Annotated in this window: 24 protein-coding genes and 1 pseudogene; 13 read left to right on the top strand and 12 right to left on the bottom strand. The window is 39.8% G+C overall.

Features of this window, described 5'->3' with window-relative positions; genetic code table 11:
• Window positions 1-408: 408 nt before the first annotated feature.
• From exbB to PXH59_RS18260, 4 genes and pseudogenes are all read left to right on the top strand, one after another.
• The gene (gene exbB / locus PXH59_RS18275; RefSeq protein ID WP_285809542.1) at window positions 409-1404 is read left to right on the top strand and encodes a tonB-system energizer ExbB; all 996 of its coding nucleotides are present in this window, start codon (window positions 409-411) and stop codon (window positions 1402-1404) included.
• Window positions 1405-1410: 6 nt separating this feature from the next.
• A complete protein-coding gene (gene exbD / locus PXH59_RS18270) occupies window positions 1411-1836 on the top strand; it encodes a TonB system transport protein ExbD (RefSeq protein ID WP_047766755.1) in 426 nt (141 codons plus the stop codon).
• A 181-nt stretch (window positions 1837-2017) separates the two neighbouring features.
• Entirely contained in the window at window positions 2018-2278 is a 261-nt protein-coding gene (locus PXH59_RS18265; RefSeq protein ID WP_193852359.1) for a type II toxin-antitoxin system RelB/DinJ family antitoxin, read from the top strand.
• A gap of 6 nt (window positions 2279-2284) precedes the next feature.
• A pseudogene (locus PXH59_RS18260) lies at window positions 2285-2558 on the top strand (type II toxin-antitoxin system YafQ family toxin).
• A 43-nt stretch (window positions 2559-2601) separates the two neighbouring features.
• On the opposite strand, the gene PXH59_RS18255 reads toward PXH59_RS18260, so the two are convergent.
• From PXH59_RS18255 to PXH59_RS18230, 6 genes are all read right to left on the bottom strand, one after another.
• Complete coding sequence (locus PXH59_RS18255; protein ID WP_285809540.1) at window positions 2602-2991, bottom strand: cytidine deaminase family protein; 390 nt, start codon at window positions 2989-2991, stop codon at window positions 2602-2604.
• 77 nt (window positions 2992-3068) lie between these two features.
• Entirely contained in the window at window positions 3069-3329 is a 261-nt protein-coding gene (locus tag PXH59_RS18250) for an HPr family phosphocarrier protein (RefSeq protein WP_285809539.1), read from the bottom strand.
• Window positions 3330-3503: 174 nt separating this feature from the next.
• Window positions 3504-4943 carry a glycoside hydrolase family 1 protein gene (locus PXH59_RS18245; RefSeq protein ID WP_285809538.1) on the bottom strand — a complete coding sequence of 480 codons (1440 nt, stop codon included), beginning with the start codon at window positions 4941-4943 and terminating at the stop codon, window positions 3504-3506.
• Between the two features lie 11 nt (window positions 4944-4954).
• Window positions 4955-5353: a PTS sugar transporter subunit IIA gene (locus PXH59_RS18240; protein ID WP_235428422.1), complete on the bottom strand. Its 399-nt coding sequence runs from the start codon at window positions 5351-5353 to the stop codon at window positions 4955-4957.
• Window positions 5326-6570: a PTS transporter subunit EIIC gene (locus PXH59_RS18235; RefSeq protein ID WP_285809535.1), complete on the bottom strand. Its 1245-nt coding sequence runs from the start codon at window positions 6568-6570 to the stop codon at window positions 5326-5328. Before PXH59_RS18235 ends, PXH59_RS18240 begins: the two co-directional genes overlap by 28 nt.
• Window positions 6571-6631: 61 nt before the next feature.
• Window positions 6632-6946, bottom strand: a complete 315-nt coding sequence (locus PXH59_RS18230) for a PTS sugar transporter subunit IIB (protein ID WP_047766907.1) — start codon at window positions 6944-6946, stop codon at window positions 6632-6634.
• 179 nt (window positions 6947-7125) lie between these two features.
• On the opposite strand from PXH59_RS18230, the gene PXH59_RS18225 reads away from it, so the two are divergent.
• From PXH59_RS18225 to PXH59_RS18210, 4 genes are all read left to right on the top strand, one after another.
• Window positions 7126-7935, top strand: coding sequence for a helix-turn-helix domain-containing protein (locus PXH59_RS18225; protein ID WP_285809532.1), 810 nt, complete (start codon window positions 7126-7128; stop codon window positions 7933-7935).
• Window positions 7932-9038 carry a PTS sugar transporter subunit IIA gene (locus PXH59_RS18220; protein WP_285809531.1) on the top strand — a complete coding sequence of 369 codons (1107 nt, stop codon included), beginning with the start codon at window positions 7932-7934 and terminating at the stop codon, window positions 9036-9038. The genes PXH59_RS18225 and PXH59_RS18220 overlap by 4 nt, the downstream gene beginning before the upstream one ends.
• A gap of 526 nt (window positions 9039-9564) precedes the next feature.
• Window positions 9565-9924, top strand: coding sequence for an SGNH/GDSL hydrolase family protein (locus PXH59_RS18215; protein ID WP_491630990.1), 360 nt, complete (start codon window positions 9565-9567; stop codon window positions 9922-9924).
• A 214-nt stretch (window positions 9925-10138) separates the two neighbouring features.
• Window positions 10139-11182: an acyltransferase gene (locus PXH59_RS18210; RefSeq protein WP_285809527.1), complete on the top strand. Its 1044-nt coding sequence runs from the start codon at window positions 10139-10141 to the stop codon at window positions 11180-11182.
• Window positions 11183-11318: 136 nt separating this feature from the next.
• Here PXH59_RS18210 and nadS read toward each other — a convergent pair whose 3' ends face one another.
• Together nadS and PXH59_RS18200 are read right to left on the bottom strand one after the other, a co-directional pair.
• Window positions 11319-11615 carry a NadS family protein gene (nadS, locus tag PXH59_RS18205; protein WP_285809525.1) on the bottom strand — a complete coding sequence of 99 codons (297 nt, stop codon included), beginning with the start codon at window positions 11613-11615 and terminating at the stop codon, window positions 11319-11321.
• Between the two features lie 52 nt (window positions 11616-11667).
• The gene (locus PXH59_RS18200) at window positions 11668-11991 is read right to left on the bottom strand and encodes a type II toxin-antitoxin system RelE/ParE family toxin (RefSeq protein ID WP_285809523.1); all 324 of its coding nucleotides are present in this window, start codon (window positions 11989-11991) and stop codon (window positions 11668-11670) included.
• 71 nt (window positions 11992-12062) lie between these two features.
• Here PXH59_RS18200 and PXH59_RS18195 point away from each other — a divergent pair, with 71 nt between their 5' ends.
• The gene (locus tag PXH59_RS18195; RefSeq protein WP_285809519.1) at window positions 12063-12377 is read left to right on the top strand and encodes an RNA polymerase sigma factor; all 315 of its coding nucleotides are present in this window, start codon (window positions 12063-12065) and stop codon (window positions 12375-12377) included.
• A gap of 98 nt (window positions 12378-12475) precedes the next feature.
• On the opposite strand, the gene PXH59_RS18190 is transcribed toward PXH59_RS18195, so the two are convergent.
• Both PXH59_RS18190 and PXH59_RS18185 read right to left on the bottom strand, forming a co-directional pair.
• Window positions 12476-13102: a TetR/AcrR family transcriptional regulator gene (locus PXH59_RS18190; RefSeq protein ID WP_285809517.1), complete on the bottom strand. Its 627-nt coding sequence runs from the start codon at window positions 13100-13102 to the stop codon at window positions 12476-12478.
• A gap of 203 nt (window positions 13103-13305) precedes the next feature.
• Window positions 13306-13428, bottom strand: coding sequence for a hypothetical protein (locus tag PXH59_RS18185; RefSeq protein WP_285809515.1), 123 nt, complete (start codon window positions 13426-13428; stop codon window positions 13306-13308).
• A gap of 317 nt (window positions 13429-13745) precedes the next feature.
• Here PXH59_RS18185 and PXH59_RS18180 point away from each other — a divergent pair, with 317 nt between their 5' ends.
• Entirely contained in the window at window positions 13746-14894 is a 1149-nt protein-coding gene (locus tag PXH59_RS18180) for a porin (RefSeq protein ID WP_047766894.1), read from the top strand.
• A gap of 45 nt (window positions 14895-14939) precedes the next feature.
• Here PXH59_RS18180 and rdgC read toward each other — a convergent pair whose 3' ends face one another.
• Window positions 14940-15851 (bottom strand): recombination-associated protein RdgC, encoded by a 912-nt coding sequence (gene rdgC, locus PXH59_RS18175; protein ID WP_047766893.1) that lies wholly within the window; start codon window positions 15849-15851, stop codon window positions 14940-14942.
• 322 nt (window positions 15852-16173) lie between these two features.
• Between rdgC and PXH59_RS18170 the strand changes: the two genes are divergently transcribed.
• The 3 genes from PXH59_RS18170 (at window position 16174) to PXH59_RS18160 (ending at window position 22036) form a co-directional block, all read left to right on the top strand.
• Window positions 16174-18126, top strand: a complete 1953-nt coding sequence (locus PXH59_RS18170) for a bifunctional 2',3'-cyclic-nucleotide 2'-phosphodiesterase/3'-nucleotidase (protein WP_491630989.1) — start codon at window positions 16174-16176, stop codon at window positions 18124-18126.
• A gap of 378 nt (window positions 18127-18504) precedes the next feature.
• Window positions 18505-20139: an ABC transporter substrate-binding protein gene (locus PXH59_RS18165; RefSeq protein ID WP_285809509.1), complete on the top strand. Its 1635-nt coding sequence runs from the start codon at window positions 18505-18507 to the stop codon at window positions 20137-20139.
• Window positions 20140-20413: 274 nt separating this feature from the next.
• On the top strand, window positions 20414-22036 hold the full coding sequence (locus tag PXH59_RS18160; protein WP_285809506.1) for an ABC transporter substrate-binding protein: 1623 nt from the start codon (window positions 20414-20416) through the stop codon (window positions 22034-22036).
• 204 nt (window positions 22037-22240) lie between these two features.
• On the opposite strand, the gene PXH59_RS18155 is transcribed toward PXH59_RS18160, so the two are convergent.
• Window positions 22241-25921 (bottom strand): SbcC/MukB-like Walker B domain-containing protein, encoded by a 3681-nt coding sequence (locus PXH59_RS18155; RefSeq protein WP_285809503.1) that lies wholly within the window; start codon window positions 25919-25921, stop codon window positions 22241-22243.
• Window positions 25922-25936 lie beyond the last annotated feature (15 nt).

The raw sequence follows: 25936 nt of genomic DNA, 5'->3' as shown, positions 1-25936 counted from the left end.
GATTAGCAAGTTAAAAGATTTGGGGCGTTTTACCAAAGAGATTCGAGTAACTTGACGAAAATTCACGGTGAGCGGGTGAGGGTAAATCAGGATCGATTAATGAAAGAACATCATTAAGTGGTACTTTTTTATTAAATAGTAATGATAATTACTATCAAATCGCCAAATGTCTGATATCATTTGTCGCGGACTTTTTCCTCTTTCGAGGTAAGAGGTATGGTTCAGGGTTTAAACGAAACCCGCATCTTCCTGAATTTACCTTGCAGTGCCGTTACCAGGCTGCAAGAGGGCGAAGATACAGGGTTAAAAAGTGGGCCATGACGCAGGACATATTAGGATTAGCAAGATGAGTAAACGCGATTCACTGCTAAGTAACAGAATCTATAAGAAAGAGAGTAAGGCTAACTGATGCGTAATTTGACAGCTTCTATTCTATTGGCACTCGGATTAACAAGTTCAGCATGGGCTGACACCACGCCAGCCACACCAGAAAATCAGTCCGCTGCTCAGGTAGCCGCTTCTCCGGCAGCACCAGCATCTTCCGCAGCACCACAAGCGGCTGAACCAACAACTGATGCACCAACAACCGCAGATGCGCCAATTGTGGCAGCGGATACAGCGGAAAATGTAACCGTGACAGAAACCGTGACGACTGAAACCGTTGCGGCACCTGGTGAAGACGTTTCTGGCAACCCGTCCGGCGGCTTTGCAACGGATTTATCTGTTTGGAGCATGTACCAAAACGCAGATGCAGTAGTAAAAACCGTCATGGTGGGGCTGGTGATTGCTTCTGTCATCACATGGGCGCTGCTGTTCTCCAAAGGGGCTGAACTTTTAATGGCCCGCCGCCGTTTGTGCAAGGAGCAATTGGCTTTGGTTGACGTTGCCAATCTGGATGCGGCAGTGAAGATTGCAACAGATTTTGGCAATCGCAGCGTCAGTCGTCTGTTGTTGAGTGAAGCACAGTCAGAGCGCGCCCTGTCTGCTGACAGCATTGACAAGGTTGGAATTAAAGAGCGAACTTCGTTCCGTATGGAACGTGCCGTCGCAGCAATTAGTCGCCATATGGGGCGTGGTAACGGTTATCTGGCGACCATTGGGGCAATTTCTCCATTTGTGGGGCTGTTTGGTACTGTTTGGGGGATCATGAACAGTTTTATCGGCATCGCGCATTCACAAACGACTAACCTGGCTGTGGTTGCACCAGGGATTGCGGAAGCCCTGTTAGCGACAGCATTGGGGCTGGTGGCAGCGATCCCTGCGGTAGTGATTTATAACGTTTTTGCCCGCGTTATTTCGTCATACCGTGGTCAGGTGGGTGACATGGCCGCTAAAGCAATCCTGTTGCTGGGGCGTGATCTTGATCTGGTTGAAAGCAAAGCAGAAAAAACAGAAGCAAGGTAATAAATTATGGCAATGCGTCTTAATGAAGATTTGGACGATAACGGCGAACTGCATGAAATTAACGTCACGCCGTTTATTGACGTGATGTTAGTACTGCTGATTATTTTCATGGTGGCAGCCCCATTGGCAACGGTAGATATCAAAGTTGATTTGCCGGCATCAACCGCTAAACCGCAACCACGACCAGAAAAACCGGTATTTTTGACGGTGAAAGCAGATAAGCAGTTGTATGTGGGAGAGCAGGCCATTGATCGTGATAACTTGTCTTTGGTATTGGATCAAACCACGCAGTCCAACAAAGACACGACAATTTTCTTCCAGGCTGATAAAACCGTGGATTATGAAACCCTGATGAGCGTCATGGATTCTCTACGTAAAGCGGGTTATCTCAAAGTGGGATTAGTGGGGATGGAATCCGTTTCCGCGCAATAACTTTTCTATGATGACCCAAAATATGAACTGCCCGAATCACTAATCGGGCAGTTTTAAGTCATCACTCTCATATTTTCTCTTTTATCCCGAATGGCTGCATATTTCGATTAATGTCTTTATATTTGATTATGTATCTCAATTGAGCTACGGTATGTTTATTGATCAACATAGGGGATTCAACATGGCTGCAAATGCATTTGTTCGTGCTCGTATAGATGAAACACTAAAAAATGAAGCTGCTGAAGTACTGGCTAGCATGGGTTTAACGGTATCTGACTTAATCAGAATTACTTTGACCAAAGTAGCCAAAGAGAAGGCGTTACCGTTCGATATGCGTATTCCTAACGCACTGACTGCAAAAACCATTGCTGATAGTGAAAACGGTATAAATATCCATAAAGCGAAAGATGTTGACGATCTATTTGACAAATTGGGCATTTAATGAACCATGAAGCAGCGGGAAATTGAATACTCAAGCCAATTTCAACGAGATTTGAAACTGGCTCAAAAACGCCATAAGGATATGAGCAAGTTGAAAGATCTAATGAAACTCTTAATTAACAATGAGCTACCTTTGCCAACTATATACAAAGATCATCCCCTGCAAGGGAATTACAAAGGTTACAGGGATGCTCATAGAGCCTGATTGGATACTTATTTACAAAATTACTGATAATCTGATTAGATTTGAGAGAACAGGAACGCACTCCGATCTATTCTAATTGGAACTGCCCGAATCACTAATCGGGCAGTTTTGGGAAAGCACTAATATTGATCCTTCCAGTCAAAAGGCAATAGCTCACTAAGAAACAAAATTTTTTCCTGCGTGACCTTGACTTCTGCATGGCTATTTTCTGGATTTATTTGGCTGATAAATTCCCGACAACGGCCACAGGGAGGAAGGATATTGCCATGCCGATTGACAGCAATAATCCTGATTATCTGTGTTTCACCCTGCTTTATCATCTCAGAAATGGCACTGTGCTCTGCACAAAACCCCATAGAACAAGCCGTATCGATATTAATACCAGTATAAATATGTCCAGATTTACTTTGGATCACGGCGCTGACATGACCGTATTTAATATATTTGTTTAATTGTGTCGGGGATATTAAGCAATGTGCAATATACTCCATTTCGTCAAAAGAAATCACAAAATAATACTCCTTATTTATGATTAATTGAATCAATTTAAATGGATTAATTTAAATGGATTAATAAGGTCAATGACTCAGTCTTTTATATTACGGATGAATTCCACGACCGATGTTGCCATTTCCTTCTCATTATCGCCTTCAACCCGAATAATCACCTCTGTACCACTTTTGATTCCCATTGACATCACTTTAAACATGCTTTTTAGATTGACACTTCTATCGCCTTTGATCATTTCAATTTTGCCACTGTAATTTTTAACAAAATTACAGAGTTGGGCGCAGGGCCGCGTATGCAGCCCGGAAGGAGCGGTAACAACCACCGAATATTCAACCATAAAATTTACCTGCTTATATATCTTTTATCTTTAAAACTATCACCCGAAATTTATTCGGTATATGCTCGATAAACTTCAAGCTGCAATCCACAAGACAACGCAAGGCCTTATATTTCCCCACGCAGAGGGGAAATATAACACGCATCTTGAAGTTGGGCTGGTATAAAAATAAGATCAGGATTTTTTTAATGAACCACCCTGAGTTTGAATAACATTCTGATACCAGTAAAACGAATCTTTTTTATAACGGGAAAGATCTTTAATATCTTCATCTGTTCGATTAACATAAACAAAACCATATCTTTTCTTATATCCATTGCTGGTAGAAAGCAGATCCATAAAACTCCACGGGTTATAGGAAATCACTTTAACGCCATAATCCATTGCCCGCTTAATGGTATTAATATGTTGTTGAATATAGTTAATGCGATAATCATCATGAATCGAGCCATCAGATTCCAACTTATCATCGGCCCCAAAGCCATTTTCTGTGATCATCAATGGCTTCTGATAACGGGTATATAAATCACGCAAAAGATATTCCAATCCAACGGGGTCAATTGCCCAATCCCAGTCGGTTGTATCAAGATGTGGGTTTTTATGGATTTGATAGAAATCGGGCTGAATTTCATGCCCATTAATTTGCCCTTTAACACCGGTTGGATTAAAGCCATCCATTCGCCGTTGGGCACCTTTGGGTGCGGCGGCAGCGGCATGGCTGCAATAATAATTAATGGCCAGAAAATCAGAATAACCTTCTTTAATCAATTCCATATCACCCGCTTCGATATGTGGTGCCAGCCCCTGATTTTTTAGATAGATGAGTGCTGGCTGATTATAGTGCCCTTTCAGGTAGATATCGGTGAAGTAGTAATTACGCAGATCATTGGCATTTTGAGCGGCCAAATTATCTTCTGGTTTACTGGTGAGTGGATAAATGGCGGAATAGCCCAAGGCAGCGCCGACCAAACCGTTGGGAACCCACTGATGAACTAATTTGCAGGCGATGGCATGGGCAAGATTCATATGATGGTTGATCTGATATTTGATTTGTTCATCATGCAGATAGTGCTCTGGGATCAAACACTTTTTCGTCCAGAATTGCACAATAATACTTTGTTCATTGATGGTTAGCCAATATTGCACTTTCTGGCCAAATTCTTTAATAACAAATTCGGCATAATAGGCAAAATCTTCTACACTTTGCCGATTAATCCAGCCATGATATTTTTCGACCAGCGCCATAGGCATATCATAATGGTATAGCGTCAGAATCGGCGTTATTCCATTTTTCAACAGTTCGTCGATAAGATTATGATAAAATTCGACTCCCTTATCATTCATTTTCCCGATGCCATCCGGAAAAATACGCGACCAGGCCACAGAAAAACGGTAAGATTTCAAACCAAGTTCTTTCATTAACGCAATATCTTCTTTATAGCGATGGTAATGATCACTGGTTATATGGGTATCGGCAAAACCTGGATTGTGATTAATAACATCTTGTTGTGACAGTTTTTTACCATACTCTTCTGCGGCACCTTCAACCTGATAAGCACTACTTGATGCACCCCAAAGAAAATTCTCTGGAAATAAAGCACTATTTTTTATCATGGCATTTTCCTTTACTTGTTTTCATTGGTCATTTTATGAATTAATTCATAAAGGCTAATTATTTCTTTTCTCAAATTAAGCTCACTGCGGATAGTCATTAATGTATCCTGAGCATGGATAAATAACAGATCTAAATAAAAACTTTCCCCTTGAGTCTCTTTCTGAATAATATCAGTTTGGGCATGATGAGCAGATAACATCATTTTTCTGGCTTTATCCAGATATAAATGGGCATTTTTAAAATCACCAACATGCGCATATTTAATGGCTTCTTCACTTTTTTCTCTTGCATTACCTGCATTGAGAATAATTTCCAGAGCAACGGGAGTTAAGATATTGTCCTCACGGTTCATTTTTAAATTTCCTGATGAAATTAAACACATTAATTCTGTTGACTTGTATTGGCACATTCTTCCTCAATACGTTTTTTTTCATAAACCTTAAAGAAGGGATACCAAGTGATAAGGAAAACCGCCATAAGCACGCCATAGCAGATAATTGCCCGCCAGTCTTCCGTAATAATGACACTGGAAAATGGAGCCGGTATCTGTCCAACCTGGATCATTTTCGCGGGGATATTTAGCCAGTCTGAGCGCATGAAAATCCATACAATAATTGGGCTGGTAATGGCATTGATCCACATTGGCAGCATTAAGAGCGGGTTAAGGACAATGGGCGCACCAAATACCAACGGTTCGTTAATATTGAAAAAAGAAGGACCGATACAGATATAGCCCGTTGTTTTCAGCTCTCTGGATTTCGAAAACAGCATTAAAAGATTCAGGGCAAGTGTTGCACCTGTTCCGCCCATCGTAATTAAAGCTGCGGTGAATAAGGTTTCGTAAGTCACGATATTCGTCGGCGGTTGACCGGCAGCCACCTGCGCAATATTGGCCGTAATCCCAAGCATGAAGATTGGCATTTGCAGGCCTGTAAACGTCCAGACGGAAATCCCCATAGACATGGCGATGGCAGGAATTAGCGCCATGAGAATAAAGCCGGGCAGGGTTTGCCCGAAGGCAGCGATAGGAGAAAAGAGCGACAGCAGTTTAGAAAAAACATCAATATCAAAAGTAAAGACCAGCAATGTGCCGCAGCCGATGGAAATCAAGATAGGAATAATCGCATGTATCCAGCCGACAACGAAATCAGGTAAAGAACTTTCTTGCAAGAATCCTAACTTGGTATATAAATGAAAGAGATAAGAAACAAACAACCCGGTGACAATACCTAATAATATTCCCGCCGGGCCAAAGCGATCAAAACTGACGAGCATATTACCATCGATAAATTCTGGCTTAATGAACATCATGTAAACACAAATCGAAGTGAGTCCGGCAATCAGCGTATAACGAAAGTGATACAGCTTCTCCATCATTTGATTTGCAATCATAAAAGCCGTAATTAAACCGAGCATTCCGAAGGAATAATTGGCAATCTTGCCAAGATCAGGCAGGAATAAAAAATAAGAACGAAATACGTTATAAAAAAAGATAAGTGAACCGGCTAAGATAAACGGTATATTTTTTTGCATCGCTCCAGAAATTGCGGCTACCCAAGGTCGCTTGGTAAAATTTTGCATAGCAGGTGCAAATGAGTCAGATAACCAAGACATAAAAGCTTGCATTTTTTATCTCTCTCTGTTTTTTTCTAAAATTCCCTGGTGAAATTTAATTTAAATAATTAAGTTAGTTTTTCAGGGTATTTATGGCTAACTCAAGTAATGCCTTACCATCTAATCTTCCATAGATTTCTTGTGGAACAACCATGACAGGAATATGATAACGATCGGCATGTTTCTGAAACTCTTTTTGCTGTGAAGCATAGTGTGGCCCAAGGAATAAAATATCGATTACAGAAAAATATTCTGCAACTTCACTTTCACTTCTGGCTTCAACCGTGACAGGAATGGCCTGGTCTTTTGCTGCATTGCGGGTTCTGGTTGCCAGCATTCCGCTGGAAATACCGGCTCCACAGCATAACATAATAAATATCTTCTTCATGTCATCCTCTTACTTATTGAGTCGTTTATTGATTTCTATTCTTCTATGAAGATACAATTTCTACTCTTTTTCTTGTATATTCAAATTAATATTTGCACTCACAGAGGGCAAGTCTCTACTTTTAAATGACAACATAAAACGTAATATTAAGCCATTGTTTTAAACTTATAGGTATTATTATGCTAAGAATTAAACAGAAAGAGTTATTAGATTATCTATTAACTAAAAATGCACCTGTCTCAGCATTAAAATTATCTCAAACTTTAGCGGTATCAATAAGAACTGTAAAAAATCATGTTGCAGAGATTAATGAGTGGCATGAACAAAAAATTATTATTTCCAGCCGGAAAGGCTATTTGTTATCACACAATTTATTATCACTCGATATCGTAAATAAATTACATTATCAGAAAAATAATCTGCCTAAAACGTATCAAGAAAGAGCACACTTTGTTATCAAAGCGATCTTATTATTTAAGAAAAGCAGTAACATATATAACCTCAGTAGTGATTTATGTATAAGTGATTCTACATTAAAAGCATTGATTTATAAAATGAATACATCATTTCAACGTTTTAATGTGAAATTTTTATGTAAAAACAGTCATGTTGAAATATTAGGCGCAGAACATGATTTAAGAAAATTAGTTTCTTATGCAATCTTTGAACAAACCAATTATCATTTCATTGATGCAAAAGCATTGGAGAAAATATTTGACAGTAACCAAATTAAAGTTGTTATTGACATAATGACAAGCGTTTTTGATAAGTGGGAACTGTATCTTAGTGATTTTTCATCTACCAACCTTATTTTGCATTTCCTGATATTGATTGAACGATTGAAGAAAGGCAGATTTCTGGATAACCACAGATTACCGATAGAAAATAGCAGCCTAAAATTGATCTCAGATGAATTATGCGACAAACTTCAATGTTGTTTTGGAATTGTTGTGCCTGAAAGTGAAAGAAGATCCTGCTACCTTTTTTGAAAACCAACATAAATTCTAATAAAGCAGATAATGAAATCATTGATTCCGTTGGTGCTAAACTCTATCAATTTACCCGGCAACTTGCTGAATCCGTACAAGAAAACTATCTGATTAATGTGTCTTCCGATGATTTTATTTCTTTATTGTCATTACACTTATCAGGATTACAAACCAGACTAAAACATAAAATCTGGACTAAAAACCCCATGCTGGAGATCATCAAAAAGGAATGCAGAATTATCTTTGATATTGCGATATTTATCTCTTTGCAATTAAATGCGTTTTTCAACAATAAATTGAATGAAGATGAAATCTCTTTTATTGCCTTGCATGTTGGGGCAGAATTTGAACGGCAAAAAAGAAGCATTAATAAAGTGAGAGCCGTGCTTTTGTGTCCAAGCTATCGTGGCATTGAAAATAAAATTTACCATCAATTATTGCGTGATTTTGGTGATGAGATCAATCTTATTAAAATCATTTCTCAGCCTGCTCAATTGGAGGGCATAGAGTTTGAATTATTGATTACAACGATAAATTTTTCTCCACGACGATATTATGAAACTATCTATATTTCCCCTTTCCATTTAAGAGATAAACATGCTGAATTGATAGACAAAATTGATACAGCCAAGGCTAATCGGAAATGGGCGACGTTAATACGAAATATTGACTTATTTTTTGATCCTGAACTTTTTCTTTTTAATCCCCATTTTCGCAATCGGGATGAACTTATCGAAAGTGTTTGCCAGAAAATGTTAACGAAGGGATATGTTGAAGCTGATTTCATCGACTGCGTGTATGAACGTGAGCATGCCTCTTCGACGGCTTTTGGTCTCTTAGCGTTACCTCACTCTATAAAACTGGATGCGGTGAAAACCTGTATCGCCGTTGTTATCAGCCCGAAAGGGATACGTTGGGGAAGCGATGAACGGGTACATGTGGTGTTTTTGAGTGCAATAAATCGGATAGACAGAACATGCTTTGCGCAGAGTTATGATGCGTTGTTGGATATCTTCAATTGCGATAGCGTTATTGGTGCTCTTGGTAAACTCACTGATTTCGAAAAGTTTCGAGATATTTTAATCGAATATAAACATCATTAAAGACGCGAGTTCCCAGAAGCGAGTTCCCAGAAGCATAGTGACTATGTGACTGGGATGAACGAAAAAAACACACTGGCAGGGGTTATTTTACAATCAGTTCAATAAGGATCTAAAATATCGATGACTTTAGCTAAAACTTCATCAACATTGAGCCATCAGGATATGTGGTAACAGCTTTAAAGCGTGCTATTCCTCCCCCACTGATTAAAAGTATGGCGATAATTGTAATGTGTATTCCCCTCTCATTTCGATTAATTAGTAATCGTTATTTTCATCGGTAATCTTTATAAAAAATGACAGAATGATAGGTTGCACACAATATTTTACGGATTTAACTGTTAATTTCTTTAATGGTTCTGGGTTGTTTTCCCTGAGAGGAATACCTCCAGAAACGACCAGATTATCATTCCAGAAAAAGCAGAGGAAAAGAAATGTCTTATATTCAATCTCATTTAGCGGGGCAGGTTTGGTTCTCTCTCGGAGACAGCATAACAGAAAGAGGGGGTATCAACCCATCGTGACTGAGATGTTAGGCTTAAGAAAATTTGTTAATTACGGCATTGGAGGAACATGTATAGCTCAAAAAGATAAAGATGATAGTTCTGCGATTTGTTTACGCTATAAAGAAATGGGAAACAATCCAGACATCATTACCCTATGGGGAGGGGTTAACGATTTTGGCTATGATTTTGGTTCTCATGGGGGAATAGAAATAGGTGACAGTAAAGACAAAACCCCATTAACATTTATTAGCGCGATGAATTTATTGCTGGCAGGAGTGACAAAGCAATACCCATTATCAAGGATAGGGTTCATCATAACAACGCCCATTTCAATAAAAAGAGGTATGAACGAAAAAAAATCTGAAAGGATACTATTTATCTGATTATTGCCATGTTTGTCGGGAAGTTTGCGAAAGATATTCCATTCCGTATCTGGATTTATTGAAAAACTCCGGTTTTAATGAAGGAAATATAGATATCATGACGAGTAATAGCGCAGGGACAGAGTCCGACGGGTTACATCCATCAAAAATAGGCATGGCAAAAATAGCGCCTAAAATTGCAAATTTTATGTTATCAATTTAAGAGGGATTTTGAATGAGAGTTCTGACCATAGATTTATTAAAGATAATGTCTATATTTTTCGTCGTCGTATCCCACGTCACATTATTCTTCTTGTTACGTCATGATAATGACGTGATTTTGTATTTGTATCGGCAGGCAGGCCAGTTAGGTGTTTCGTTATTTTTTATGTGCAGTGGTTATTTTTTGCTAAATAACAAACATGAAAACCAAACAGCTTATGCAGTTAATAAAGTAAAGAGAATTCTAATTGTATTATTGTTTTGGTTGGTCTTTTATTATATCTATGATAATTTCTTTATTAGTAAATTCACAACAATTCCTCCCGTCAGCTTTTTAAACTATGTTAATGTTAGCAGGGTGATATCCGATGCCACTCATTTATGGTTTATATTTGCGATGATTTCTCTGTATATATTATTGCCGTTAATCCGAAGTTCTTTTAATTTAGGAAATGCCAAGGGGATTATGAAGATAATATTCACCATGTTTATTATTTCTAATTTCACCTTGCTGAATGCATTGACAGATTATAAATATGATTTTTCCATTGTACCCTTTGATATTTTACTCCCATTTCAGGTTGAAGGGTTACTCAGTTTTCTGATAGGCGGCTATATAGGGCTGACGAATCCTGAAATAAAACCCTTTTCTTTTAAACATATAACGCTGTTTGTGTTATCCATTATCGCATTGATGGTTCTGTCATTAATATCAGTCAGGACAGGAATGGCCTTCTTTTATGGGAAATTTTATAATGTCTTCCTTCAAGTCTCTTCCGTATGCTTATTTTTATTCTTGGTTAATTTAAATGTCAGTAAAATATCAGGTATAACAGCAGACATAAGCAAAAATATACTGGGGATATATCTCGTTCACAATATTTTTGTTGTTGAGATCCATAATGGATTCATCCATGAGTTTTTGTTAAGAAAATTTCATTATGTCAATATATATATTTATATAATAGTGTATTCATTACTGGCTTTTCTCCTATCATATATGTTATGTGTTTTATTACGAAAATTTAAGATAACTTCGTCAATTATCACTATTTAATGTGAATAGACGGTTCCCATTTTCGAATGAATAAGACTATAAAAGATCTGCATTTAAAGGAAAAATACAGATCTTAATGAATAATATTAGTTTTTTGCGACACCCTCTTTAGAATGGTGAAGATGTCAACAATAGGTTAAATAGATTTTAATGTCTCTATTATATCAGGATTTTTCTCTATCAAACATAACATTTTTAACGCTATTCCCGATGGAATACGGCGCTTTTGCTCCCAACTTTTCAATGACCAAAAGCTTGCGCCTATCATTTCCGCAAACTCTTGTCGTCCCATACCGACACTCTCGCGGATAGATTTTACGTCAGGAATAGCGTGGCGGTGAATATGTTCAGGTTTAGGTTGAATTTCACCATTCTCAATATCAACCATTTCATGAACACTATTTAGAAGATCTGCAAATAATTCTTTATCCATAAATTTACCCTCGTTATGGAGAGGTTAACCGCTAGAAAGCGGTGTTTGCTGTTTATTTCATATATTGAATAGCATTTTTGAGCTGAGCTTTTTGCTCTTGTGTTAAGTCTGCTTGTGCATTTTTGGGATAAACTATCAGTAAATACAGTCGACCACTTAATGTTCTAACATAATAGATAACCCGTACCCTACCACGTTTTCCCATTCCCTTGCGACTCCAGCGAATTTTTTTACATCCACCAGTTTGACTAATCGTATCGCCACTATCATGGTGTTTCAGTAAATAGCTCTGGAGTTCCTGAAATTCATCATCTTCCATGAATTTGGCTCGCCTCTTACTGAATGCAGTGGTTTCGATAAACTCCAAATAATTCATCTGAACCTCTGATTGTTATCCATACAAGCATGATGAGGTACTGTGTATCCAGTTGTTACAAGAGGTGCTTAATGAAATTAACAACTCATAAAGAACTGCACGAAAAATGGATGAAAGATCCAGAATATAGAGTGGATTACGAAGAAGAAATAAGAAAAGAACGTTTGCAAGAAACTTTGCAAAAATGGCAGGAATATGCTGGCTTAACACATCAAGAGATCGCCAAAATTATAGGAGTTAACCCTTCTACAGTAAGCATAATGGAATCAAACGATAAATACGTTGGCACGTTATACCAGAGTATGTGGAGTAGAGTACCCAACAATTATGCTGTGAAATATGGCATCATCATATTTTATCTATTTATTTCAATCTTATGGTGTTAGTAACATATAGAATGATAATAAGGTTGTGTAATATATTAAAATGGATATTCTAATAAATAAAAGGCTGGAAATTTATTTCTCAGCCTTAATAATAAACATTACTCACGCTCAAGCAAACTAACCGCTGCACTAATACGAGGTGTAATATCTGTTTCTGGCAAAGATGGAAGAATGCCCAGCGCCATTTGTCTGAGTGGTTCTGCAATTACCATCGAGATGACAAGTTCACTGATAATATGAAAATCCATTTTTTTCAGTAATCCTTTTTGATACTGGCTTTCAAGCCAGTTAGTCAATATATTTCTGCTTTTTTCAATTTCACTTTGTTGATATTTACTCAATAATATTTCACGATAAGGAAAATCAGATTGTAATAATTTAAATAATCCTACCGCTTCCATAGATAAATATTTCTCCGCTATTTCAGTTAGAAATATTTTCAATGACTTCATCAATTGCTGAAAATTATTGGCTTCCTTCTTAAAATCGGGAATAAAATTATCTTCCCAACTCATCACTACCTGTTCAAGCAGATCTTCTCGGTTTTTGACAAAACGGTAGAGCGTTTTCTTAGCAATGCCGGCATTTTTGGCAACCTCATCCAAGGTTGTTTTGTTATAACCTTGATTAATCAGAAGTAGAAAAGTGACGTCGTGAATTTTTTGGCGTATGACTTGCTCTGGAATGGTGGGACGGCCTCGTGGACGTGGATGATTTTCTGCCATTTTAGCACCTTAATAAGTTATTAATATTTGTATCGCGCTGGCGTGATCCCATTAATAAACAGAACCGCTTGATTTAAGTTTAAATGGAAGAATTAAATTACATTTCATCAATTACAGAATTCGCAGAGGCTTGTCAACCCTATCAAAACGTGATTACCCATTCATGAAAAACAGTAATATGTTGGTATCTAACAGGAATTCCACTATGAATATTTCCCTTCGAACATATCAATAATTTCGGCGCTGTTCATATCGTCAAAATTGGCGGGAATGCTACCCTTGCCTTTAAGGAAGCCTAATTTGCGTTTGGGCTGCTCTTCTGGCATTTTTTATTACCCGGTTATTATTTATAACTTACTGTTTTTAATAAACTATTATCATAATTGATCGGGTTGAATTATAGAAAATATCCCTACAATGTGACATTCTTCACAAGATGGCACTTTTTGCTAATTTTTGTTAGCAAAAGGGTTGTTTAGATCTTAGTATCGTCATTATTTGTTACAAATTTAACATTAAATTAACTAAAGCAGGTGAAATACTCCGCCCATCTGATTATTGACTATTCCAGAGCAACGTGTTCTTGGGATAGCGATCTTTTGGCGGTGGCTAAATAATAACAAGACGAATGAGGATTATGACAATGATAAAACGCAACGCACTAGCAATGGCAATTCCGGTACTTCTCATTACGGGGGGCGCAAATGCGGCTGAAATTTATAATAAAGATGGCAATAAAATAGATTTATATGGAAAAGCCGATGTGCAGAGAACTTTCTCCAAATCAGATAGCCAGTCGGGTGACGGTTCTGTCGGTCGTATCGGTATTAAAGGCTCAACCCAAATTACGGAGACACTCACTGGTTTCGGGCGCTGGGAATTCAATATGGGTGCCAATGGTACAGAAGTCGAAAGTGGGGCAAATACCAGAACACGTTTAGCTTTTGCTGGGTTGAAATTTGGTGAATACGGGTCGCTGGATTATGGGCGTAATTATGGTGTGGTTTATGATGCCAACGCATGGACAGATGTATTGCCGGTATTTGGTGGTGATTCCATGGCCGCAACCGATAACTTCCTGATGGGGCGTTCAACAGGGTTATTAACTTATCGTAACACTGACTTTTTTGGTTTGGTCAATGGCCTGAATTTTGCCTTGCAGTATCAGGCTAAAAATGATGAGGGTACTAAAAATAGCCGTAGCGATGTTGCAAGGCAAAATGGCGACGGTTTTGGCCTTTCCAGCACCTATGACTTTGGTAATGGTTTCAATATTGGGGCGTCATACGGCAACTCTGACCGTACTTCGGTACAGAAACGGGGGGCTGATGCCGCTAAAGTTCTGGCAAAAGGCAATAAAGCCGAAGCGTGGATCGTTTCTGCCAAGTATGACAAAGATAACGTCTATCTGGCCGCCATGTATGGTGAAACCCGTAATATGACCCGGTTTGGCAGCTCTGTGAATAACTACACGATGTTTGCCAATAAAACCCAAAATATTGAGTTGACGGCTCAGTATCAGTTTGATTCTGGTTTGCGCCCCTCTGTCGCTTTTGTTTATTCCAAAGGTAAAGATCTGGGTAATGACCTGGCTGACAGGGGTATATTGACAGACAAGGGATCTGAAGATTTGGTGAAATATGTTTCAGTCGGTGCCTTCTATAATTTCAACAAAAACATGGGCACGTATGCTGAATATCAATTCAACTTATTGAAAGACAATGATTTCACCAAGAAAGCGAAGATCAGTACTGACGATGTCTTTGGTGTTGGTTTGGTTTATCGCTTTTAATGGTTATCGAACTGCCTCAAACCCATTGAGGCAGTTCTTTTGTGATTACCTTTCGGCTTCGCCACCCAGCGCATCAATCGTATTTTTGATTAGTGCACCAAGTTCCCCTGTCATTAAGGTAAAATCAGCATCGAATCGTTGGGCCACATCTTCACGATCGATATCATCATTTTGATCACGTAAAGTTTCGCTGAATTTAATGCGCTTGAAAGCGCCATCGTCTGACAGCATAAACTGAATACGCTCTTCCCAATCCAGGGCCAACTTAGTGACATATTTGCCGGATTCAATATGCGCCGCAATTTCGTCTGAGACCAAATCCTGTTTCTTACAGCGGATCACCCCGCCTTCTTCCAGAATGGCTTTTAGCTCGGCTTCATCCATCAGGGCATAACCGGCAGGAAGATCACCTGAACGTACCCACTCGGTTAGCGTCAATTCAATGGGATTGGTGAAAGTAAGAGGCACAACGGGCAGTGATCCTAATGTCTTTCTCAGCAATGCCAGATTATCTTCAGCCCGTTTTGCGCTGGCGGCATCAACGATGATCACATGATTGACGGTATCGATCCAAATATAGGTTTGGCTGAAACGGCTGAATGCTCTTGGCAGTAGCGTATGAATGACTTCATCTTTCAGTGAATCTTTCTCCGTCTTTTTCAGCTTGCGGTGTTGTTCGCCTTCCAGACGGGCTATTTTGTCCTGTAATTCCTGCTTAATCACTGGAGAAGGCAGTATTTTTTCTTCTTTGCGTGCGCAGATCAGAATTTGATTGCCGGAAGCATGGGTTAATGCTTCACCGTGGGAACCCATTGGCGAAACCCAGCCAGTTTTCATCATATCCTGGCTGCCGCATGGGGTGAATGCCAATGGGCTTAATTGTTTTTCCAGTTCATCCGCCGAAAGGGAAATCTCTCGGTTTAAACGGTAAATCATTAAATTTTTGAACCATAACATATAGTTACCCCATATTGTTGCGCGTCGTGACAAAGGTCATCTTAAAATATAAGGGGGCATGATAACGAATCATATGACGAAGCCCTAGAACTTCTAGAGTTTCCTATAATCACTTTCTCATTTTCATATAATAAACAGCGTCGCTCTGCTCAATAGGAAAAGTGAGCTATGTGCATCGCCAACGAGAGCAGGCAATGTTAAAAGTGCAGCCAGGTGGCTACTCACCACCCTAACCGGAGCACGTTTGTCTTTTTAAGTAAAATTTCATAGGGAGAAGCGGGTTTGAGTTCTCCCGTATTATTCTATAAAGGGGAATAGCATGATGAAGAACATGGCGAAAATATCCACCCTGGCAATGCTGGTGGCATTCAATGTGAACGCAGCAACCGTTGATTTACGGGTGATGGAAACCTCGGATATTCACGGCAATCTGATGGATTTCGATTACTTTAAAGATAAATCCACGGAGCAATTTGGTCTGATTCGTACTGTGAACTTAATTAAGGCGGCCAAAGCGGAAGCAACCAATGCGATCTTGGTCGATAACGGTGACTTGATTCAAGGCAGCCCGCTTGCGGATTATGTGGTGGCAAAAGGATTGAAACAAGGGGAGGTTCATCCGGCCTACAACCTAATGAATACGCTGGATTATACCGTCGGTAACTTTGGTAACCATGAATTCAACTTTGGCTTGGATTATCTGAAACAGGCTATTGCCGGTGCCAAATTTCCTTATATCAATGCGAATATCATCGATGCCAAAACCGGTAAAAACTACTTTACGCCTTATATTATCGTTGAGACTCCAGTGAAAGATCGCGAAGGCAAAGCGCATTCGATTAAGATCGGTTATATCGGTTTTGTGCCACCTCAAATCACCATTTGGGATAAAGCCAATCTCAATGGCAAAGTGGTTGTTAATGACATCACTGAGACCGCAAAAAAATTCGTCCCTCAGATGAAGAAAGAGGGTGCAGAGCTGGTTATCGCCATTCCTCATTCCGGTTTTTCTCAAGATCCTTATAAAGCGATGGCAGAAAACTCGGTTTACTATCTGAGTGACGTCCCCGGCATTAATGCCATTATGTTTGGTCATGCTCACGGTGTATTCCCGGGCAAAGAATATGCGGGTATCAAAGGTGTTAATGTCGCTGATGGCACGATTAATGGCATTCCTGCCGTTATGCCGGGGCAGTGGGGGGATCATCTGGGGGTTGTTGATATGGTGATCAATAACAACAGTGGTGAGTGGAAAGTCGAATCTGCCAAAGCACAAGCCCGCCCTATCTATGATAAAGCCCATAAAAAAGCCCTGGTTGAACGCGATAATCAACTGGCTGCCATCATCGAAAAAGATCACAAGGGAACCCGTGAGTTCGTCGGTAAATTTATCGGTAAAGCCTCTGACAACATGTACAGCTATCTGGCGCTGATCCAGAGTGATCCCACTGTGCAGATCGTCAATGATGCGCAGGTAGATTACACCAAACGCTTTATTCAGGGTGATCCTAATCTGGATGGCCTTCCTGTTTTAGCGGCGGCGGCCCCTTTCAAAGCCGGCGGGCGTAAAAATTCACCGGCTGACTTTGTGGAAGTGGAAAAAGGTGATCTGACTTTCCGTAACGCCGCAGATTTATATCTCTATCCAAATACACTGGTGGTGGTAAAAGCAACGGGGGCGGATGTGGTTGAGTGGCTGGAATGCGCGGCGGGCATGTTTAACCAGATTGATGCAAACTCCACCAAACCACAAGAATTGCTGAACTGGGAGGGTTTCCGCACGTATAACTTCGATACCATCACAGGGGTTAACTATAAGATAGACCTGACTCAACCTGCTAAATACGACACTGATTGCCAGCTTATCAATAAAGGGGCGAACCGCATCAAAGATGTTACTTATCAGGGTAAGCCAATTGATCCAACAGCCACTTTCCTGATCGCCACCAATAACTACCGTGGTTACGGTAGCAAATTCGCCGGAACCGGAGAAAATCACATTGCATTTGCGTCACCGGATGAAAACCGCACCATTTTGGCTTCTTACATTGCCAGAATGACCAAAGAGAAGGGGGTTGTATCAACTCAGGCTGAAAACAACTGGTCATTCTTGCCAATCAAAACAGATAAAAAATTAGATATCCGTTTCGAAACTTCCCCAACAGAAAAAGCGGCGACATTCGTTAAGGAACACGCCCAATACCCGATGAAGTACTTAAAAAATGATGATACTGGTTTTGCTATTTATCAAATTGATTTAACAGAGAAAAAATAAAACTGACTGAATTTTGTCGTCTTAATGCCTGCTCTTCTGCCTGGCTAAAGGGCAGGCAAGTTATTTATGTGTGATAGCAAGAATTTTGCAGTGATGGGTTGCTTAGGGCCAGAATATTAAGAGATAGTGTGACAGAGATAAAAGATAACGCAGATAAGCGCAGATAAAACCCATAGATCAAAGATAGTGTAACGTGAGTTATTATGCGTTGCACTTTGGTATGAGAATAAATGTCAAATTACGCGAAGGTATTATTCAATATATACCAATCCAACTTCAAGATGCGTGTTATATTTCCCCACCGCGCGGGGAAATATAAGGCCTCGCGTCGTCTTGCGGATTGGAGCTTGAAGTTTACCGAGTATGGAGAGCATTAATATGCAAAAAATTCGGGTAAGAATAATAAAAAATAAGATAGCTAAAATATTTATATGTTCTGTCAGTCTGATGCTGGGAAATATCACTTTCTCATATGCTGCGATTGTTCCTCCCAATGTACAATTGGCGGATAAGCAAGAAATTACCCGCAACAATTTTTCCGAACCAGGTTCATTAGATCCGCATAAATCTGAAGGTAGCAGTGAATTTGATATTTTGAGGGATTTTTTTGAGCGCTTAGTTGATACAGATAAAGAAGAGCATATTATCCCCGCTTTGGCTGAACGCTGGGAAATCAAAGATAATAAAACGTGGATCTTCCATTTAAGAAAAGGGGTTAAATGGTCTGACGGTACACCGATGACTGCCCATGATGTGGTTTTTTCATTACGGCGATTGGTGACACCTGACACGATTTCTCCTTACGGGAGTTACCTGATTCAGGCGACTGTCGTGAATGCCCGTGAGGTACTGTCTGGTAAGAAAAAACCGCAAGAACTCGGTGTGAAGGCCCTGGATGATGCAACGGTAGAAATTACACTGGAAAGGCCAAAAGCGGGTTTTCTGCAAATGCTGGCGCATCCCGCCATGTCTCCTGTTAGTGAACAGGTTATTAAAAAATATGGCAGTAAATGGACTCTGCCCCAACATTTTGTCAGCAATGGGCCTTTTAAACTTTCTGAATGGGTAGTGAATGAAAAAATTGTCGGTATCAGAAATCCCTATTATTGGGATAATAAAAATACCGTAATTAATAAAGTCACTTACTTGCCATTATCGGATTATAAAGCGGATCTAAACCGCTATATGACAGGCGAGATTGATATCTCTAACGGAGGGCCACCGGAATTCTTGCCAACCGTTAAGAGGAAGTTTGGTGATCAATTACATGTTAAACCCATGATGAGTGTTTATTATTATCTCTTTAATATGCAAAAGCCGCCATTTAATGATGTTCGAGTCAGACAAGCGCTGGCTTTAGCATTGGATAGAAATATTATCACTGACAAGGTATTAGGAAATGGTCAAAAGCCCGCTAATGATGTGGTGTCTCCGGGGGCTGGGGGTATTTATTTAAAACAGCCAGAATATGCCTCATGGACACAGGAACAGCGCGTCGCCAGAGCCAAAACGTTACTGAATGAGGCTGGTTTTAATGAAAAGAACCTACTTAAGTTTACCTTATTATATAATACCTCTGATGGTCATAAAAAAATTGCCATTGCTGCCAGCTCGGCGTGGAAAAAGAATCTAGGTGTGGAAGTTATCTTACAAAATCAGGAAACCAAAACACAAAATGACAGTATTACGCAAGGCAATTTTGAGCTGACAAGATACGCATGGAATGCTGATTATAGTAGCCCGACTAGCTTTTTAGATATTTTCACGTCAGGGAATACCAATAACCATATGAGATATCAAAATAAGGAATTCGATCAATGGGTTTTAAAAGCAGATGAAACTAATGAACCCGCCTATTATCAACAAGCCATTGATATTCTCAATCAGGAAATACCTGCCATCCCCGTTTATTATTATGTCCGTGTAAAACTAGTCAGGCCCTATGTTGGTGGATTTTACGTTGACTCAATGGGAAATATCCCGACAAAAGATCTCTATATTATTAAACACTGATAACCATAGTGGTTCGTGATACCTGTTCAAAGGAAAAGCAAGAATTGCTTTTCCTTTCAGGATAACTTTTTCCTCTGTGCTGAAATTTGAAAACTATTGTGTATAAATACATAACTATAAATACATAGCTATAAATACAGTATTTAAAAAATTTATTATTATTGCATTAAATAATTTATTGGGTAATAAATAGCGTGTCATGCTGAAATATGGATTGAAAATAAAATAAAGGATAAAAATAAATAATTACAGCACAGCTATGGGGAGACATGACATGTTAAATCAAATCAGCAAAAAAACGGTTAAAACATTAGTTTTTTCTATCAGTATTATATTGGGTAGTACAACATTGTCTTATGCCACAGTTATTCCATCAGGTACACAATTAGCAGAAAAACAAGAAATTGTCCGCAATAATGGTGCAGAGCCTGCTTCATTGGATGTCGATAAAGTTGAAGGTAATATTGCATTAAACATTATCAATGATTTTTTTGATACGTTAGTAGGCACGGATAAACAGGGCCAGATCATACCCAAACTGGCCGCAAGCTGGGAAACGAAGGATAATAAAACCTGGATTTTTCATCTGAGGAAAGGAATCAAATGGTCTGATGGTACGTCAATTACCGCGCATGATGTGGTATTTAGCTGGCGGCGGTTAACAAATCCTAAAACGCTTTCGCCATATGGCAGCTATTTTGCGGATGCTTCCGTGGTGAATGCCAAAGAGATTTTAGCCGGAAAGAAACAAGCGGAAGAGCTTGGTGTCAAAGCCCTGGATGATTCGACATTGGAGGTCAGGCTAGAAAAACCTGTTGGATACTTTTTACAGATGCTAGCGTTCAATATTGCGTCTCCGATTAGCGAGAAAGCCGTTGAAAAATATGGAGACAAATGGACTCAACCTGATTTTTTTGTTTCCAGTGGCGCATTTAAGTTAGCAGAGTGGAAAGTGAATGAAAAAATTGTTGGAGTAAGAAATCCTTATTATTGGGATAATAAAGACACCGTTATTAATAAGGTCACTTATCTCCCACTTTCATCAGATACCTCAGATTTAAACCGTTATCTGGCCGGAGAAATAGATATTACATTTACGATCCCATTAGGATCTTTTGCCTCATTAAAGAAAAACATGAACTCACAGGTTCATATTTCACCGATACTTAGCACATATTACTATGAATTTAACAATAAAAAACCGCTGTTTAAAGATATTAGAATCCGGCAAGCACTAGATCTTGCTTTGGATAGAAATATTATTGCTGATAAAGTTGTTGCTCAAGGGCAAATACCCGCTTATACCATCCTGCCACCAGGAATTGGTGGTTTTAAATTTAAACAGCCTGATTATATCTCATGGACACAAGCTCAACGTAATGAAAAAGCTAAACAATTATTGAATGAAGCGGGCTTTAATAAAAATCATCCTCTTAAATTTAATTTGGTTTGCAACTCATCAAATTTACATAAAAAAGTGGCTATTGCGGCAACCTCGATGTGGAAAAAGAATCTCGGTGTTATTGCTAATATACAAATTGAAGAGTGGAAAGTTATGCTGGAGAACGAACATCAAGGGAAATTCGATGTCGTTAGAGGCGGGTGGATTGGCGATTATAATAATCCGATAGCTTTTTTTAATATATTTACAACAAATCAAACCAATAATACCTCTTTTTATTCTAATAAAGACTTCGATAATTGGATTCGTCAAGCAGGAGAAACGAATAAACAAGAGGATTTTCAACAGGCACTCGATATTATGACAAAAGACACTCCTGTTATCCCCGTTTATTACTATGTTACTGCGATATTGGTGAAGCCTTATATTGGTGGCTATTACGCCGATCTTTTGGGGAGAATATCAACGAAAGATCTTTATGTCATTAAGCACTAAATTAAGAGCCTGCTAAAGCAGGCTCTCCATCATCTATACGCGATAAACTTCAAGTTGCAATCCGCAAGACGACGCGAGGCCTTATATTTCCCCGCTTCGCGGGGAAATATAACACGCATCTTGAAGTTGGATTGGTATATTGCAAGGCTTTATATACACATCACACACATTGCTCAGGCGGTTGTCACTATTTGATTTCCATGTTTAAACCCGAAATTCTGCGGCTAATTGGCTGAAGCCCAATCCATTCTTTTTTTCCACTTTGATCTGAACAGGAATTCGCTCTTTTAAGGCTTCTACATGGCTAATTACCCCGATAGTTTTTCCTGATACATTAAGGTGATCCAGTGCATCCAAAGCGATATCCAGGGTTTCAGGATCAAGCGTGCCAAAGCCTTCATCAAGGAACAGGGATTCTATTTGTGTTTTGTTACTCACTAGATCAGACAAGGCGAGGGCAAGAGCCAGGCTGACAAGGAAACTTTCACCTCCAGAAAGCGTTTTAGTATCCCTCATGGCTTCCGCTTGCCAGGTGTCAACGACTTGTAATTCCAGCCCACCGTCATCCTTGCGTTGCAAGTAGTAGCGGCCATGTAATTTTTCCAATCGAATATTAGCCAGATGCACGAGATGATCCAATGTCAGGCCTTGAGCAAAACGGCGGAATTTAGCGCCATCGGCGGAGCCAATAAGATTATTGAGATAGCTCCAGTCATCATATGTTTGCTGTAAAAGTGCGATCTGTGCCAGTAACTCCTGTTGGTGTTGGCGGCGAGTTGCATCACTGCTCAATAGGGTTCTGACTTCACCTTGTTGTTGGTTGTTGTGTTTCAACTGAGCCGTAACGTCGGTCAATAGGGCGGCTAATTGTTGAGGTTCATACTGGTTAAGTAATTGCGGCTGTGTTTTTGTATGTCGTTGTAAGGCCACTTCTGATTCATGGTGGCGTGTTTTGGCCTGCAATTGTTGCTGTTCAAGTTTTTCTTGTAATTGTTGTAATTTTTCCCGCTGTTCCGGTTCCAATAAAGCACGTTCAAAGGATGATTGATCAGGAAAGCCTTGCTGTTCTAAGCCTGTTTGGAAATGGCTGGCAGCACGTTTGTAGTTTGCTTCGGCGGCGAGGTGGCTTTTTTCTATTTCACTGGCAGCACCGATTAATTGACTCATTTTATTTTGCAGTGTTTGCAGATGGAAAGTTGCTTGTTTGTGGCTCGTTTCCAGTTCATTGGTTTTTTGTTGCAAAGCCTGACGAACGGCAATGATGGATTGTTCGCCAAATAAACGATGACGTTCCTGGCGTGTTTGTTCCAATAACTGTATTTGTTGTTTCTGCTGTTCATTCAAAGCATGAAGATGAGTGGAGAGCTTATTTTTTTGTTTGTCTAGTTCACCCAGTTTGCTTTGCAAGGCTGCTTGCTCTTTTTGTAGCTGCTGCCACTTTTCTCGTGAATTGTGGTAGTTTTTTAATTCCTGTTCACGCTGTTGCAGCCAGTTTTCTGTTTCATAGGGGGCTGGGAGTGTGAAAGGTGTTGGCTGTAATTGTGTGTTTAACTGTTGTGCTGTCGCTGCGTAGTGAGCTTCTATTAGTTGAACTTCTTCCGCCTTTTCTGCCAATTGTTTTTGGGCTGAATCCTGTTTGAATTTTTCCAATTCAATATTCTTTTCACAAGCCTGGTATTGCTCCCGATTGGCAGCAAGTGCTTTTTCGGCTGCTTGATAGTTTTTCTCTGCCTGTGAAAGTGCTTTTTGTTGAGCTTGGTATTGGTGATAAGTAGATTGTCGCTGACTGATAAAGTGATTAACCGTCTCTGCTTTCATCGGTAATTCTGTAGCTTGTAACTGCTGGCAATGGTGTTCCCACTGTTTAACCAATGCTGCTAATTTAATATTGTATTGTGCAATATTTTGCTGCAATTGCTCGCAGTGCTGCTGTTGAATCTGTTGTTTTTGCTGTAGGGTTGCACGATTTTCTTGCAATTGCTCAATCTGTTGGCGCAGCGTTTTCAAACGCTCTTCTGAATGTGGTAGGGCAATATTCTGGTATTCGTTGATTAAAGGATGATGAGTTGAACCACACAGCGGGCAAGATTCACCTGCTTTTAATTGTGACCGTTCTTTTTCCAGGCTAACTATTTGTTGTTCTAAACGAATTCGATTGGTGAGATCGTCATAATGTTGCTGCTTATCTGCCAATTGTTGATTGAGGATTGTGATCTGATCAGGTAAGGCTTTTACCAATGCTTGAGATTGGATCAATTGGTTTTGATCGGCTGAGATCGTGGTATGTAACTGCTGGATCTGGGGAAGTAAGATCTCCAGTTGGTTTTGTGATACTAATTGTTTCTGATAATTTTCTAAATTTTTTTGTAATTGTTCTAGTGGATGCTTTTGCTGCAAAGTTGTGAGTTGGCTTGCCGCAGTGGCAAGGCTGTTGCGCAGTATTTGGCTCTGTTCTTGTTGTTTGGCTAACTCTGCATTCAAGGTATGTAAATCATCGGTTGTGCGGGCAAGCTCTGAGGCAATTTGTTGGGTGCTTTGGGTAAGCTGATCTATTTTTTCTTGTCGCTCTTTCTGGCGGGTGAATAGTTGTTTCCATTCAGGCAGTTTGCTGTCCAAACTGCGGTAATAAGGGTGCTGCTCATCATAGGATTCCAACGCCTTTTGTTCGCTATTTAAAGCTGCTGTTTGGTCCTGTGTCGCTTGGTGTTGGGATAAGATGTCTGTGAGGTCACGGTTTTGTCCTGCAATCTCTTGCTCAAGTTTCAGCAGATCTTTGGATTGGATATCAATTTTATGATCGAGCGGCATAATTTGCGCTGAGATGAGCGTTTCTTGTTGGTTTTGATGCTGTTGATGTTCTTCCCGCTGTTTTTCCAGTTGTGTCAGTTGCTGTTCGGCAGGTTGCAGCATGGCCAGTTGTTGTTGGCGCTCATACTCTATTTTTGTGCGTTGTTCTATGATCCGCTGTTTTTCATGGATGGCTCGGTTTTGGGCATCCCATAATGGACGGATTTTCTCTGCGGGTTCGCCAGCAGCAAGTTGTTGCAATTGAGGTTGTGCTTCCTGAATGTCTTGTTCAGTTTGTTGTAAAAGTGAAGCACTGCTGACCAGTGATTGCTGTAGCTCATCCTGTCGCAAAAGCCACTGTTCAGCTGTTTGCAAGGCTTTCATTTGTTGGCTGAGTTGGGTTTCTTCTGTAATGAGCTGCTGTTGTTGGTTTTGGTATGTCTGTTGTTGTTCTGGCGTGAGTAACTCAATGGAAGCGGCTTTGGTTTGTTGGATATTCAGCTCAGATTGCACCTCTTTATGGCGTTGATAAATTTCTTGGGACAGCATGCCGTAAATTTCTGTACCGGTTAGCTCTTCCAGTAGATCGGCTCTGTCTTTATCCTGTGCATTCAAAAATGCGGCAAAATTCCCCTGTGACAAAAGCATGGATTTGGTAAAACGGCTAAAATCCAGCCCAGTTATTTCGGCTATTTTTTCTTTTTTCTCTGGAATTTTATCAGCCAGGATTTTTCCCTCTTTTTTGAGGGCTAATTCTCCTTTTGGGGGCTGGAGTTTGCCATTTACCTGGTTACGAGCACGACGCTGACTCCAAAATGCCCGATAAGCGACGCCTTTGACTTCAAATTCTACTTCAGCAAGACACTCTGCGGTATGATGGGTCATAAGTTCATTTTGCGAGGCAGAAATAGTGTTGAGCCTTGGTGTTTCATGATAAAGGGCGAGGCAAATGGCATCCAATAAAGATGTTTTCCCTGCACCCGTTGGGCCGATAATGGCAAACAATCCATTGCTGGCAAAGGGTTCTGCCGTAAAGTCAATTTTCCACTCACCTTGCAGGGAATTGATATTTTTCAGCCGTAAGCTAAGAATTTTCATGGCATGTTCTCTTCA

It is taken from the genome of Xenorhabdus bakwenae (assembly GCF_030272115.1).
In the GTDB taxonomy this organism is placed as follows: domain Bacteria; phylum Pseudomonadota; class Gammaproteobacteria; order Enterobacterales; family Enterobacteriaceae; genus Xenorhabdus; species Xenorhabdus bakwenae.
The sequence above is the reverse complement of the archived record's forward strand: the minus strand, read 5'-3'. Positions and strand labels throughout refer to the sequence as shown.